Genomic DNA, 12,808 nt, shown 5'->3' with positions numbered 1-12,808 from the left:
TGCTTGCTCATCCCCGCTACGCCCGCACCTTCTGCCGCCTCTGCTGGCGCAGCCTCAGCGCCAAAGGAAACCGCCTGCGCGCGCTGCTGTGGTGGGGGCTGATTATCCTGCTGCTGGCGCTGTTTTGTTCTTCTTTTCACTATTGGTTCATCTCCAGTTATCTGGTGCCGCTGGTATTCGTACTGTTTACCTGGGGGATAATGCGTTTTACGTCGCAGCTGGTCATCTGGCTTTGGTCGGCAAGCTGCCTGCTGCTAATGCATTACAATTTTGACGTGTTGCCGATCGGCTCTATCTTCTCCGTCACCTTTTTATCTTCCGCGCTGATCGCCTTTACCATCAGTCTGCTCTATATCGCCGCCAGCTACTGGCACAGCCGACGATTGCAACAGACTGCGCTCAGCCTGTCGCTCAGCGATCCTATCGTGCATCGTCCTAACCTGCGCGCCCTGGCGAAAAAGCTTAAGCGGCAGCAGAGCGGCGTCCTTTGCTACCTCTATCTGCACCAGCTGAAACTGCTCGGCTGTCACTATGGTCTGTTGATGCACACTTACAGCAAACGCTGCATTATTGATGAGATCGCCACTCAGCTACGCGCAGGCGAAGGGGTCTATCAAATTACCGGCGACGGCCTGATGCTGCTGTTACAAGGCGACGATCTCCTCGAACGTCTGACGCAGCTGCGTGCGCGCCTGAAAAAGCGGCAAATTGTTTGGCACAACCAGCCGATCGACATCGATTACGCCTTTGCCGCCGGTCGGTTCACCGCTGAAGGGGCCAACCTCTACCATCTTGCCGCCCAGCTAAGCTATCTGGCGGAGCAGTCGCTGCTCAGCGGCGGCGTCACGCTGCTGGACAGCGATAACGCCCATCTGATTGGGGAATTCACCGAGCGGGTTGTGCTGCTGCAAAAAATTAAGCAGGCGCTGGCGCAGCGCGATATCAGCCTGTTTGCGCAGCCGATCGTCGCCTGTCAGGGCGAGCGCCGCTACTACGAGGTGCTGGCGCGTCTGCGCAGCGATGACGCCCTGATCATGCCCGACCGTTTTATGCCGCTGATAGCGGAATTTCACCTCAGCGTGGCGTTTGACAAGCTGGTGGTAGAAGAAACCGCCGCTTTTATTCACCGCCGCCGCCAGGCGAAATGCCCTCTACCCTGCATGGCGATTAATCTGCTGCCCGCCACTCTGACCGAGCCGGGTATCGCCAGGATACTGGTCGCGATCTTCCGCCGTTTCGATCTGCCGACGGAGACGGTGATTTTTGAGGTAACGGAAGCGCAGGCGCTAATGGACAACCCGCTGGCGGATGCGGCGATTGCAGCGCTGCGTCAGGCGGGATTCCGCATTGCGATTGATGATTTCGGCACCGGCTTCGCTAACTATGAGCGCGTTAAACGCCTCAGCGCCGATATCATCAAAATTGACGGTCTGTTTGTGAAGAACAGCCTCAACGACAAGCTTGATCGCATTATTATCAAATCTATCTGCGACATCGCCAGAGAAAAAGGCGTCTCCGTGGTGGCGGAATATGTGGAAACCGAGGCGCAAAGAGCGCTGCTGGGAAGTCTGGGCGTAGATTATATTCAGGGCTGGCTGACCGGCCAGCCAGCCCCGTTTGATGCGCTGCCGTAAGCGACGCGACGATCAGGACGCGCGGTAAAAAGGCTTATCGCCCAGCACCGTGGCGCGATGCATAATGCGTCTCGTCGGCAGGTAGTCGGCGTTGGCGTAATGCTGCGTCACCCGATTATCCCAGATAGCCACATCGTTAGCGCGCCAGCGCCAGCGCACCTGAAACTCCGGCTTAGTAATATGGGCAAACAGAAAGCCCAGCAGCGCATCGCTCTCTTTGGGCGCGAGGTCGACGATGCGCGTGGTAAAGCCCTCGTTCACAAACAGCGCCTGCTTGCCGCTAATGGGATGCGTGCGCACCACCGGATGCAGCAGTGGCGGATGGTTGGCCGCCGCCTGACACCAGCGCGCATGATCTTCCGGCGTGGCGCGATGCTTATATTCCGGGAAGGATTTGGTGAAATCATGCTCCGCATTCAATCCGCTCAGCAGTGAGCGCAGCGGCGGCGACAGCGCCTCAAACGCGGCGATGCCGCTGGCCCACAGGGTGTCGCCGCCCTGCTCCGGCACCTGCTTCGCCGCCAGAATCGCGCCGGCGGGCGGCGTGGCGATAAAGGTGACATCGGTGTGCCAGTTATCGTTATCTGGCGGATTATCGTTGTGCGTGTCCAGCACGATAATTTCCTCTACGCCCTCCGCATGCGGATAAACCGGGTGAATATGCAGATCGCCGAAGCGCGCAGCCAGCGCCCGCTGCAGCTGCGGCGTGAGCGGCTGATCGCGCAGAAACAGCACCTGATGGCGGATCAGCGCATGCCAGAGCTGTTCAAACTGCCCATCGCTGAGCGGACGGGTAAGATCGAGGTTATCCACCTGAGCGCCGATATGCGGGCCCAGCGCGGTAATCGTCAGACGTTCGTTCATTGCTGTTCTCCATGCCAGGGCGTAAGCCGACGCTGTAACGTCCGCAGGCCCAGTTCTAAACCGAATGCGATTAACGCAATCACCAAAATGCCCGCCAGCACCACGTCAGTGGCGAGAAACTCGCCGGCAGACTGCACCATAAAACCGAGTCCGCGCGTGGCAGCGATCAGTTCGGCCGCCACCAGCGTTGACCAGCCGACGCCGAGACCGATGCGTATGCCGGTCAGAATCTCCGGCAGCGCGCCCGGCAGAATGACGAAGCGCAGCAGCTGCCAGCGGCTGGCGCCCAGCGACTGCGCCGCACGCAGGCGCACCTGCTGCGCGCTTTTCACGCCCTGCAACGTGGACAGCGTTACCGGGGCAAAAATCGCCAGATAAATCAGCAGGATCTTCGAGGTTTCGCCGATGCCGAACCAAATCACCATCAGCGGCAAATAGGCGAGCGGCGGCACCGGTCGGTAAAGCTCAATCAACGGATCGAGGATCCCGTGCGCCGTTTTGCTTAATCCCATCGCAATCCCGGTCGGCACGCCGATCGCCACCGCCACCAGCAGCGCCAGCAGAATACGGCCCAGGCTGGCGGCAAGGTGCTGCCACAGGGTCGCGTCCATAAAGCCCTGCGCGCTGGCTATGGTCAGCAGCTGACGCAGCACCTGCTGCGGCGGCGGCAGAAACAGCGGCGCAATCAACTGTAGCGCCGTTACCAGCCACCACAGCGCCAGCACCGCCAGCAAAGTCATCAGGCTAAGCGTCAGCCGGTGAGAGAAGGGCCAGCGCCAGCGTGAGCGCGGCTTTTCCCGTTTATCGATGGCCTGAATGCTCATGAGAACGCCTCGCGCTGTTGGAAGACCCGACTGAGCACGTACTCGCGTCGGGCGATAAAAAGGGGATCGGATTTGATTGCGCGGCACGACTCGCCGGCGGCGAATCGGCGCCCAAAGTCCAGCGACAGCCGCTCGCTGACGCGGCCCGGCCCCGGCGTCAGCAGAATCAGCTCGCTGGCGAGGAACACCGCCTCTTCGATATCGTGGGTGATCAACAGGATCTGCTTGCCGCTGTCACGCCATAGCCGCAGCAGCAGCTCCTGCATCTGCTCGCGGGTAAAGGCGTCCAGCGCGCCGAAAGGCTCGTCCAGCAGCAGCAGCGCCGGATCGGCGGCCAGCGCCCGGGCGATGCCGACGCGCTGACGCATGCCGCCGGAAAGCTGCCAGATAAACCGTTTGCCGGTGCCTTCCAGCCCCACCTTCTTCAGCATCTTCTCCGCGATATGACGACGTGTTCCAGCGTCCATGCCCGCCAGCTGCAGGCCGAACGCAACGTTATCCAACACGTTGCGCCAGGGCAGCAGCCCTTCATGCTGGAACACCACGCCGCGCTCGGCGCCCGGCCCGGTTATCTTCTTGCCCGCCAGCGTAATCTGTCCCTCTTCCACCGGCAGAAAACCGGCGATCAAATTCAGCAGCGTGGTCTTGCCGCAGCCGGAAGGACCCAACACCACCGTCAGTTCGCCAGCGTTCAGCGCCAGGTTGATGTCATGCAGCGCGATCTGTCCGTGGTAGCGTGCGCTAAGATGTGAAATGGCCAGCATGGATCACCTCTTTTACTGTTTCGCCAGGGGACGAACAAAGCGGTCAGTGACGTAACCCCGGTAATCCGGCGCCACCTGCGCGACTTTGCCCTGCTCTTTCAGGAACTGGGCGGTATCGCTAATCGCCTTGCTTACCGGCTGGCCAAGCTGCGCGATCTGTTGGTCAACGTTCAGGTAGGTATTGCCTTCAACCAGCTCTGGCACCTGATCCACCGGCGCGCCGCTGAACCGAGAAAGCGTCTCCAGATGTTGCCGCTGCTGCAGCCACTGTTGCGGCTGCGCAAGATAGTCCTGCTGCGCCGCCAGCGTGCTGCGGGCGAAAGCAGTGACAATCTCCGGGTGCTGGGCGGCGAAATCCTTACGCACGACCCAGACATCCAGCGTCGGCGCGCCCCATTTGCCCACCTGCGCCGAATCGGTCAGCACGGCGCCGGTTTTCGCCAGTTCATTTACCGCCGGCGCCCAAACGTAAGCACCGTCAATCTCCCCGCGTTGCCAGGCGGCGATAATCGCCGGCGGCTGCAGATTGATGATTTGCAGTTGATTGGGCTTGATGCCCCAGTGCTTCAGCGCAGCCAGCAAGCTATAGTGAGTGGTGGAGATAAACGGCACCGCGATGCGTTTGCCGATCAGATCCTGCGGCGAGGTGATTTTTTTGTTCACCACCAGCGCTTCTGAGCTGCCAAGTTGCGAGGCAAGCAGGAAAACTTCGATAGGTAGTTGTTGACTGGCGGCGACCGCCAGCGGGCTCGATCCAATATTGCCGATCTGCACATCCCCGGAGGCCAGCGCGCGTACTACACTGGAGCCGCTGTCAAACTTGCGCCAGTCAACCTGGGCGCCGCTCTCTTTGGCGAAGGTGTTCTCCGCCTGAGCGATTTTCGCCGGCTCGGCGGACGTTTGCCAGGCGACGGTGACCTCAACGGCGCTCGCCTGTTCCATCAGCAGCAATAAAATGGCTGCTATTGCTAAAAACCGCGTGGTACTCATCATTTTGCGCTCCGCCTGCTGTTATTGTCGTAGTGACTCTGTTGTAACTGAGGCGCAGCCGCATGCTGAAGTAATTAAAAATTATGTTTAATCGCAAACAAACCTTAGAAAATATATCGATATATTTATCTGAAATAGGCAAAAGTAAAATTTATTGAATGATAAATGGTCCTGAATCAGCCAATGTATATAGCGACGTTTTTCAGTCTGTCTGTCGTTGATCTGTCCGAGGATTTTCCATGTCGATTGAGAAAGTTGCCCGTCTTGCTGGTGTATCGACCGCAACCGTTTCGCGGGTGCTGAACGGCTATGAAGGCGTTCGACCGGCTACCCGAGACCGCGTGCTGGCCGCCATCGCCGCCATTCAGTACCAGCCAAATTTGCTGGCGCGTCAGCTGCGCACGTCGCGGAGCCGTATGCTGTTAGTGCTGGTGTCCAATATCATTAACCCCTTCTGCTCGCGCGTGGTGCGCGGCATTGAAGCGGAAGCGGAAGCGCACGGCTACCATATTTTATTATGCAATTCTGATTCTCAGACCCAGCGTGAATCCGCTTATTTGACGCTGCTCAGCGGCAAAGTCGTCGACGGCGTGATCACCATGGACGCCGTCAGCAATTTGCCCGGCCTGCGACAGATGATCGGTGACTCACCGTGGGTGCAGTGCGCCGAAGGCAATCCAGAGAGCGAAGGCTCCTCCGTTACGATCGATAATCAGCAGGCGGCGCGCGAGGCGATCGCGCATCTGACGCAGCGCGGACGGCAGCGGATCGCCATGATTAACGGCGATCCGCGCTATCTCTATGCGCAGCAGCGCGAGAAAGGCTATCGCGCGGCGCTGGCGGAGCGGAATGTAAAGTGGGCCGCCGTAGAGTATGCTAACGAAGTAGAGTGCGAGGCGGGCTATGCGGCGATGGAGCGCCTGCTGGCGCGTGGGCAGCGGCCTGACGCGGTGTTCGCCGTATCGGACGTGTTGGCCGTTGGCGCGATTCACTGCGCCCGTCAACACCAGCTGCGCATCCCGGAAGATATCGCCATGCTGGGCTTTGACGGGCTGCCGTGGAGCGCCATGCTGTCGCCGCCGCTCAGCACGCTGGAACAGCCCATGCATCAACTGGGGGTGCGCAGCGTGCAGCTACTGCTGCAACGTATCAAAGATCCGCACGCCCCCCATGTGCATGAGCAGCTGAACTGCAAACTGGTGGAGCGCGCCTCCAGTTGATTAATGCCAGATTAACAGAACGCAGGCGGCCGTCAGCGCACCCATGGAAAGGTTAAAAATTTTCCAGGCGCGGCGGCTACGCAGCAGGCGCCCAATCAACGTGCCGAAGCCCAGCCAGATAATCCCTGCGACCAGGTTGACCAGCGCCATGCCGATGCTGATCGCCACCACCGATCCCCGATAGGCCTCGCCCGCCAGACTAAAGCTGGCGACAGCGCCCAGCGCCATCAGCCAGGCTTTCGGATTCACCAGCTGCAAAATGCCGCCCTGCCAGAACGGCATCGGGCGCGAGGGCGCGTCGCCCATCTCCAACTTTTCATAAGCGGCGGTGGCGATTTTCCACGCCAGCCACAGCAGATAGAGGCTGCCGGCGATTTTCAGAAACAGGTGCAGAGAAGGATACAGCAGGATCAGACTGCCGACGCCGAAGGCGACCAGCAGCAGCATCAGCTGCATGCCGAGCATAATGCCGATCATTAGCGGCATGGAACGTAAAAAACCAAAATTGGCGCCAGCGGTGGTCAGTAACATATTATTCGGGCCTGGTGTAATCGCGGCGACCCAAAGAAAGCCCAACATCGATAAAAACAGACTCAGTTCCATGTAGCGGATATCCCTCATCCTGTAAAATTGCTAACCTGTCGAAGCTATCAGCGAGCCCGGTATCCTACAAGCCTTAGATGATGAAATTAAATCACGTACGTGAGTATTCCTTTATCCCAATGAAAGGGCTGCATAATCCCCATTTGCAGACGGTGTTGCCACGCTTGTTTCGCCGTCGCATTCACCTCAAGCCGCACTGGCAGCGTCTCGATCTGCCGGACGGGGATTTCCTCGATCTCGCCTGGAGCGAAGATCCATCGCAGGCGCGCCATAAGCCGCGCGTGGTGCTGTTTCACGGTCTGGAAGGCAACTTCAACAGCCCTTATGCGCACGGTCTGCTGCAGGCGTGGCGTCAGCGCGGCTGGCTGGGGGTAGTGATGCATTTTCGCGGCTGTAGCGGCGTGCCGAACCGCATGGGCCGCATCTACCACTCCGGCGAAACCGGCGACGCCAGCTACTTTTTACAGTGGCTGCGCGACACGTTCGGCGACGCGCCGACGGCGGCGGTCGGCGTCTCGCTGGGCGGCAATATGCTCGCCTGTCTGATGGGCGAACAGGGCGACGCCTGCCTGCTGGATGCGGGCGTGGTGGTCTCCGCGCCGCTGATGCTGGAGCCATGCAGCGCCAGGCTGGAGCAGGGTTTCTCCCGCGTCTACCAGCGCTACCTGCTGGGCCAGCTCAAGCTTAACGCGCGTCGCAAACTGCAGGCCTGGCCCGGCACGCTGCCGATAGACCTGCCGCAGCTGAACGCGCTAAAACGGCTGCGCGATTTTGATGACGCCATCACCGCGCGCGCCCACGGGTTTATCGACGCCGTTGATTACTACCGCCGCGCCAGCGCTATGCCGCTGTTGCCCAACGTGCGTAAACCGCTGCTCATTATTCATGCGAAAGACGATCCCTTTATGACTGACGAGGTGATCCCCGATCTGACGCAGTTACCTGCTAACATTGAATATCAACTGACAGAACATGGCGGCCACGTTGGTTTTGTCGCCGGTACGCTGCGCCATCCGCAAATGTGGCTGGAACAGCGCATTCCCCAATGGCTTTCACCTTATCTGGATAACTAAGCTGTGATGATTCCCTGGCAAGATCTGGCGCCGGAAACGCTGGATAATCTGATTGAAGCCTTCGTGCTGCGCGAAGGCACCGACTATGGCGAGCAGGAGCGTTCGCTGGCGGAGAAGGTAGAAGATGTTCGTCGCCAGATAAAAAGCGGCGAAGCGGTGCTGGTCTGGTCGGAACTGCATGAAACGGTGAACATTATGCCGCGCGGACAGTTCCGCGGCTAAGCATCGGCATCTCAGCGCTGTGCGCCGCATCACACTATTCGCTTTCTGCGCCGCGCGTGCGGTGATGACACTTCCGGGCTAAACGTGATAACAATGCTCATTGCCCGATTTAACCCAGAGAGTGTCTATGTCAGCCAGACATCCGATTATTGCGGTGACCGGCTCCAGCGGAGCGGGAACCACCACTACCAGCCTTGCCTTTCGCAAAATTTTTCAGCAGCTGAACCTGCACGCCGCGGAGCTGGAAGGCGACAGCTTTCACCGCTATACGCGGCCGGAAATGGATATGGCGATCCGTAAAGCGCGCGACTCAGGACGTCATATCAGCTACTTCGGCCCGGAAGCGAACGATTTCGGCCTGCTGGAGCAGACCTTCGTCGAATATGGCGAAAGCGGCCGCGGCCAGTCGCGTAAATATCTGCATACCTACGATGAAGCGGTGCCGTGGAACCAGGTGCCCGGTACCTTTACCCCCTGGCAGCCGCTGCCGGAGCCGACGGACATTCTGTTTTATGAGGGGCTGCACGGCGGCGTCGTGACCCAGCAGCACAACGTGGCGGAAAAGGTCGATCTGCTGGTCGGCGTCGTGCCGATCGTCAACCTCGAATGGATTCAGAAACTGGTGCGCGACACCAGCGAGCGTGGCCATTCGCGCGAGGCGGTGATGGATTCGGTGGTGCGTTCGATGGAGGATTACATCAACTACATCACACCGCAGTTCTCGCGCACCCATATCAACTTCCAGCGCGTACCGACGGTGGACACCTCTAATCCGTTTGCCGCGCGCGCCATTCCTTCGCTGGATGAAAGTTTTGTCGTGATTCATTTCCGCGGGCTGGAGGATATCGACTTCCCCTATCTGCTGGCGATGTTGCAAGGCTCGTTTATTTCGCACATCAATACGCTGGTGGTGCCGGGCGGCAAAATGGGGCTGGCGATGGAGCTGATTATGCTGCCGCTGGTGAAACGGCTGATCGAAGGGAAAGAGATCGTTTAACTGACCCTGTCAGGGCGTTTCGATTCGCTCATAGCTGTGGGTAATGGCGACGCTTTTGCCCAGCATCATCGCTACGGTGCAATACTTTTCGGCGGAGAGTGTGACAGCGCGCGCTACCGCCTTATCGCTCAGGCCGCTGCCGCTGACGATAAAATGCAGGTTGATATGGGTAAAAACGCGCGGCTCCTCCTCGGCGCGCTCCGAAGTCAATCTGACCTCGCAGTCGCTTACCGCGTGACGCCCCTTTTGCAAAATAGAGACAACATCGACGGCGCTGCAACCGCCGGCCGCCAGCAAAATCATCTCCATTGGACTTGGCGATTTATCGCCGGAATTGCCATCCATCAGAATCTGATGGCCAGAGGCGGACTCGCCCATAAAGGTCAGCCCTTCTACCCATTTTACGCGTGCCTGCATATTCACCGTTCTCCGGATAATTCAGCTCATTGCCAGCCTACGCTTTCAATGACTAAACGGCAATTGTCCGATTCACCTCAAGCTGAAGCGAGACAACAGGAGACAGTAAGATAAAGCTGTGCTACAAACAAAGCTGTAATATTTTCGTTCTAAGAAACGAATACGGGACTCTTTCACGCCTGGGCGCGCCAAATTTTCCCGAATAAATTTCCAGCAGGAAACGCCAGAAGATTTTAACGCCTGACAGGGAAAACTGCCCCCTGTATTTAGGGCACGATTACAACAGAGGATAACAGCGAATGGTTCTCGGCAAACCGCAAACAGACCCTACTCTCGAATGGTTCCTGTCACATTGCCATATTCATAAGTATCCATCGAAAAGCACATTGATTCACCAGGGTGAAAAGGCCGAAACGCTCTATTACATCGTAAAAGGTGCGGTCGCGGTGCTGATTAAGGATGAAGAAGGCAAAGAGATGATCCTCTCCTACCTCAACCAGGGTGATTTCATTGGCGAGCTTGGCCTGTTCGAAGAAGGCCAGGAGCGCAGCGCATGGGTGCGGGCGAAAACCGCCTGTGAAGTGGCTGAAATTTCTTATAAGAAGTTCCGTCAGTTGATTCAGGTGAACCCTGATATTCTGATGCGTCTCTCCGCTCAGATGGCACGTCGCCTGCAGGTTACGTCAGAGAAAGTGGGCAATTTAGCTTTCCTGGACGTTACGGGCCGCATCGCGCAGACGCTGCTCAACCTGGCAAAACAGCCTGACGCCATGACCCACCCCGACGGGATGCAGATCAAAATCACCCGTCAGGAAATCGGCCAGATCGTTGGCTGTTCGCGTGAAACGGTCGGTCGTATTTTGAAAATGCTGGAAGATCAAAACCTGATCTCCGCTCACGGTAAAACGATTGTCGTCTACGGCACACGTTAAGCTTATTTAAACGCACGGCGTGATGCCCCCGCATCACGCCGTGTTTATTTTTGTGATGTGGCGATGTGGCGGAGAATTATCTACCATCCTGAAGTGAACTACGCACTGCGTCAGACGCTGGTGCTCTGTTTACCGGTGGCCGTCGGCTGGCTGCTGGGGGATTTGCAAAAAGGATTGCTGTTTTCGCTGGTGCCCGCCTGCTGCAACATCGCCGGTCTGGATACGCCGCATAAACGCTTCTTTAAGCGGCTGATCGTCGGCGGTTCGCTGTTCGCACTCAGCAGCCTTCTCGTTCAGTGGCTCTCGCTGCAACAGGTGCCGCTGCCCGCCACGCTGTTCGTCATGGCGCTGCTGCTGGGAGTCACCGGTGAAATCGGCCCGCTGCACGCGCGTCTTTTGCCCGCCTCGCTGATCGCCGCGATTTTTACCCTCGGACTGGTAGGACGTATGCCCCTTTGGGCGCCGCCGCTGCTCTATATCGGCGGCACCTTCTGGTACGGCCTGTTCAACTGGTTCTGGTTCCGCCTGTGGAAAGAACAGCCGCTGCGTGAAAGCCTCAGCCTCCTTTATCGCGAGCTGGCCGACTACTGCGAAGCGAAATATACCCTGCTGACCCAGCTTTCCGACCCTGAAAAGGCGCTGCCGCCGCTGCTGGCGCGCCAGCAAAAAGCGGTCGATCTGATCAATACCTGTTATCAGCAGATGCATATGCTGGCGGCCAACCGCGACCATAGCCACCAGCGCCTGACGCGCGCCTTTCAGGTAGCGCTCGATTTGCAGGAGCATATCGCCGTCAGCCTGCATCAGCCGGAAGAGGTGCAGAAGCTGGTGGAGCGAAGCCATGCGGAAGCGGTAATCCGCTGGAATGCGCAGACCATCGCCGCGCGCCTGCGCGAGCTGGGGGACGACATGCTCTATCATCGCCTGCCGTCACGTTTCAGCATGGAAAAGCCGCTGCTGGGGCTGGAAAAAATCGCCCGGCAACATCCAGAAAATCCGGTCGGCCATTTCTGCTACTACCACTTCAGCCGTATTGCGCGCGTGTTGCGCACGCAGCGCCCGCTTTATCGTCGCGATTTAATGGCGGATCGCCAACGTCGACTGCCGCTGCTGGCGGCGCTGCGCAGCTATCTGTCGCTAAAATCAGCCGCGCTGCGCACCGCGGCGCGCTTTGCGGTGATGCTGGTGTTCGGCAGCGCCTTAGCGCTCGCCTTTAACGTGCCGAAACCGTGGTGGATTTTAATGACTATCATGTTCGTCAGTCAGAACGGCTACAGCGCCACGCGCGTGCGCATCCAGCACCGCGCCGCCGGTACGCTGGCCGGGCTGGCCATCGCCGCCGCCACCCTGCGCTTTTCGGTGCCGGAATCGGTCGTACTGCTGGTGATGTTGGCGATTACCCTAATCAGCTACCTGTTTATTCGCAAATATTACGGCTGGGCGACCATCGGCTTTACCGTCACCGCCGTTTACTCGTTGCAGCTGCTGGCGTTAAACGGCGCGCAGTTCCTGCTGCCGCGCCTGATGGATACGCTGATGGGCTGCTGCATCGCCTTCGGCGGCATGATCTGGCTGTGGCCGCAGTGGCAAAGCGGCCTGCTGCGCCAGAATGCTCACGATGCGCTGGAGGCCGATCAAGAGGCGCTGCGTATGCTGTTAGGCAACGAGCCGTCACCGCAGAAGCTCGCCTGGCAACGGGTCGCCGTCAATCAGGCGCACAATGCGCTGTTCAACTCGTTGAATCAGGCTATGCAGGAACCGGCGTTTAATACCCGCTACCTGAACGATATGAAACTTTGGGTGACCCACAGTCAGTTTATCGTCGAGCATATCAACGCCATGACCATTCTGGCGCGGGAACACACCATGCTGCCGCCGGATCTGGCGCAGCGCTATCTGCAATCCTGTGAGATTGCGCTCCAGCGCTGCCAGCAACGGCTGGAGTATGACGGACCGGGCCAGGAGAGCAATATTCTGGAAAGTCAGGGCGGCGAGCCGGAAGGCGCGGTGACGATTATGGAACGTCACGTGAAACGCATCCTTGAACACCTTTCAGTGATGCACACCATCTCCTCTCTCGCCTGGAGCCAGCGGCCGCGCCACGGCAAATGGCTGGCGCGTCGCCTGCGTAAAGGGTAAAAAAAGCGCCTCCGCAGAGGCGCTTACCTAACGTATAAGCTTCAGGGCGCGACCTTTAATCGACATGCGCAGACAAGGCGTTCTGCCGGGACGCAGGCTTTACGCCGGGCGCGTCCTTAACAAGGCCAT

At 58.7% G+C, this 12,808-nt stretch carries 13 protein-coding genes; 7 read left to right on the top strand and 6 right to left on the bottom strand.

What is annotated here, in order from left to right; genetic code table 11:
- Positions 1-1,634, top strand: a 1,634-nt coding sequence (locus MYY08_RS01620; protein ID WP_288012697.1) for an EAL domain-containing protein, incomplete at its 5' end; no start/stop codon positions are given.
- A gap of 12 nt (positions 1,635-1,646) precedes the next feature.
- Here MYY08_RS01620 and tauD read toward each other — a convergent pair.
- The 4 genes from tauD to tauA are packed head-to-tail and all read right to left on the bottom strand — an operon-like array spanning position 1,647 to position 5,076.
- Positions 1,647-2,498 carry a taurine dioxygenase gene (gene tauD / locus MYY08_RS01615; protein ID WP_038629736.1) on the bottom strand — a complete coding sequence of 284 codons (852 nt, stop codon included), beginning with the start codon at positions 2,496-2,498 and terminating at the stop codon, positions 1,647-1,649.
- On the bottom strand, positions 2,495-3,322 hold the full coding sequence (gene tauC / locus MYY08_RS01610; RefSeq protein WP_038629735.1) for a taurine ABC transporter permease TauC: 828 nt from the start codon (positions 3,320-3,322) through the stop codon (positions 2,495-2,497). The genes tauD and tauC overlap by 4 nt, the downstream gene beginning before the upstream one ends.
- Complete coding sequence (tauB, locus tag MYY08_RS01605; protein WP_038629734.1) at positions 3,319-4,086, bottom strand: taurine ABC transporter ATP-binding subunit; 768 nt, start codon at positions 4,084-4,086, stop codon at positions 3,319-3,321. Before tauB ends, tauC begins: the two co-directional genes overlap by 4 nt.
- 12 nt (positions 4,087-4,098) lie before the next feature.
- Positions 4,099-5,076 carry a taurine ABC transporter substrate-binding protein gene (gene tauA, locus MYY08_RS01600; RefSeq protein WP_071883755.1) on the bottom strand — a complete coding sequence of 326 codons (978 nt, stop codon included), beginning with the start codon at positions 5,074-5,076 and terminating at the stop codon, positions 4,099-4,101.
- Positions 5,077-5,315: 239 nt separating this feature from the next.
- Here tauA and MYY08_RS01595 point away from each other — a divergent pair, with 239 nt between their 5' ends.
- Positions 5,316-6,296, top strand: a complete 981-nt coding sequence (locus MYY08_RS01595; protein ID WP_038629733.1) for a LacI family DNA-binding transcriptional regulator — start codon at positions 5,316-5,318, stop codon at positions 6,294-6,296.
- Here the strand turns inward: MYY08_RS01595 and MYY08_RS01590 are convergent, their stop codons facing one another.
- Complete coding sequence (locus tag MYY08_RS01590) at positions 6,297-6,899, bottom strand: LysE family translocator (protein ID WP_038629732.1); 603 nt, start codon at positions 6,897-6,899, stop codon at positions 6,297-6,299.
- Between the two features lie 77 nt (positions 6,900-6,976).
- Between MYY08_RS01590 and MYY08_RS01585 the strand changes: the two genes are divergently transcribed.
- From MYY08_RS01585 to MYY08_RS01575, 3 genes are all read left to right on the top strand, one after another.
- Entirely contained in the window at positions 6,977-7,972 is a 996-nt protein-coding gene (locus MYY08_RS01585; RefSeq protein WP_103790905.1) for a hydrolase, read from the top strand.
- A 3-nt stretch (positions 7,973-7,975) separates the two neighbouring features.
- Positions 7,976-8,194, top strand: a complete 219-nt coding sequence (locus MYY08_RS01580) for a YheU family protein (RefSeq protein WP_038629730.1) — start codon at positions 7,976-7,978, stop codon at positions 8,192-8,194.
- Between the two features lie 127 nt (positions 8,195-8,321).
- Positions 8,322-9,191 carry a phosphoribulokinase gene (locus MYY08_RS01575; protein WP_038629729.1) on the top strand — a complete coding sequence of 290 codons (870 nt, stop codon included), beginning with the start codon at positions 8,322-8,324 and terminating at the stop codon, positions 9,189-9,191.
- A gap of 9 nt (positions 9,192-9,200) precedes the next feature.
- Here MYY08_RS01575 and MYY08_RS01570 read toward each other — a convergent pair whose 3' ends face one another.
- Complete coding sequence (locus MYY08_RS01570) at positions 9,201-9,608, bottom strand: OsmC family protein (RefSeq protein WP_038629728.1); 408 nt, start codon at positions 9,606-9,608, stop codon at positions 9,201-9,203.
- Positions 9,609-9,907: 299 nt separating this feature from the next.
- Between MYY08_RS01570 and crp the strand changes: the two genes are divergently transcribed.
- Both crp and MYY08_RS01560 read left to right on the top strand, forming a co-directional pair.
- A complete protein-coding gene (gene crp / locus MYY08_RS01565) occupies positions 9,908-10,540 on the top strand; it encodes a cAMP-activated global transcriptional regulator CRP (protein WP_013510795.1) in 633 nt (210 codons plus the stop codon).
- A 63-nt stretch (positions 10,541-10,603) separates the two neighbouring features.
- Positions 10,604-12,679, top strand: coding sequence for a YccS/YhfK family putative transporter (locus MYY08_RS01560; protein WP_038629727.1), 2,076 nt, complete (start codon positions 10,604-10,606; stop codon positions 12,677-12,679).
- The last annotated feature ends 129 nt before the right edge of the window (positions 12,680-12,808 follow it).

It is taken from the genome of Mixta sp. (genome assembly GCF_024610815.1).
GTDB lineage: Bacteria > Pseudomonadota > Gammaproteobacteria > Enterobacterales > Enterobacteriaceae > Mixta > Mixta calida.
This window is presented reverse-complemented; position numbering and strand designations above follow the sequence as displayed.

Bases quoted from the DNA above. Each gene is read 5' to 3' on its own strand.
- tauD (WP_038629736.1), bottom strand. From the start codon at position 2,498: ATGAACGAACGTCTGACGATTACCGCGCTGGGCCCGCATATCGGCGCT.
- tauC (WP_038629735.1), bottom strand. From the start codon at position 3,322: ATGAGCATTCAGGCCATCGATAAACGGGAAAAGCCGCGCTCACGCTGG.
- tauB (WP_038629734.1), bottom strand. From the start codon at position 4,086: ATGCTGGCCATTTCACATCTTAGCGCACGCTACCACGGACAGATCGCG.
- tauA (WP_071883755.1), bottom strand. From the start codon at position 5,076: ATGAGTACCACGCGGTTTTTAGCAATAGCAGCCATTTTATTGCTGCTG.
- MYY08_RS01595 (WP_038629733.1), top strand. From the start codon at position 5,316: ATGTCGATTGAGAAAGTTGCCCGTCTTGCTGGTGTATCGACCGCAACC.
- MYY08_RS01590 (WP_038629732.1), bottom strand. From the start codon at position 6,899: ATGGAACTGAGTCTGTTTTTATCGATGTTGGGCTTTCTTTGGGTCGCC.
- MYY08_RS01585 (WP_103790905.1), top strand. From the start codon at position 6,977: ATGATGAAATTAAATCACGTACGTGAGTATTCCTTTATCCCAATGAAA.
- MYY08_RS01575 (WP_038629729.1), top strand. From the start codon at position 8,322: ATGTCAGCCAGACATCCGATTATTGCGGTGACCGGCTCCAGCGGAGCG.
- MYY08_RS01570 (WP_038629728.1), bottom strand. From the start codon at position 9,608: ATGCAGGCACGCGTAAAATGGGTAGAAGGGCTGACCTTTATGGGCGAG.
- crp (WP_013510795.1), top strand. From the start codon at position 9,908: ATGGTTCTCGGCAAACCGCAAACAGACCCTACTCTCGAATGGTTCCTG.
- MYY08_RS01560 (WP_038629727.1), top strand. From the start codon at position 10,604: ATGTGGCGGAGAATTATCTACCATCCTGAAGTGAACTACGCACTGCGT.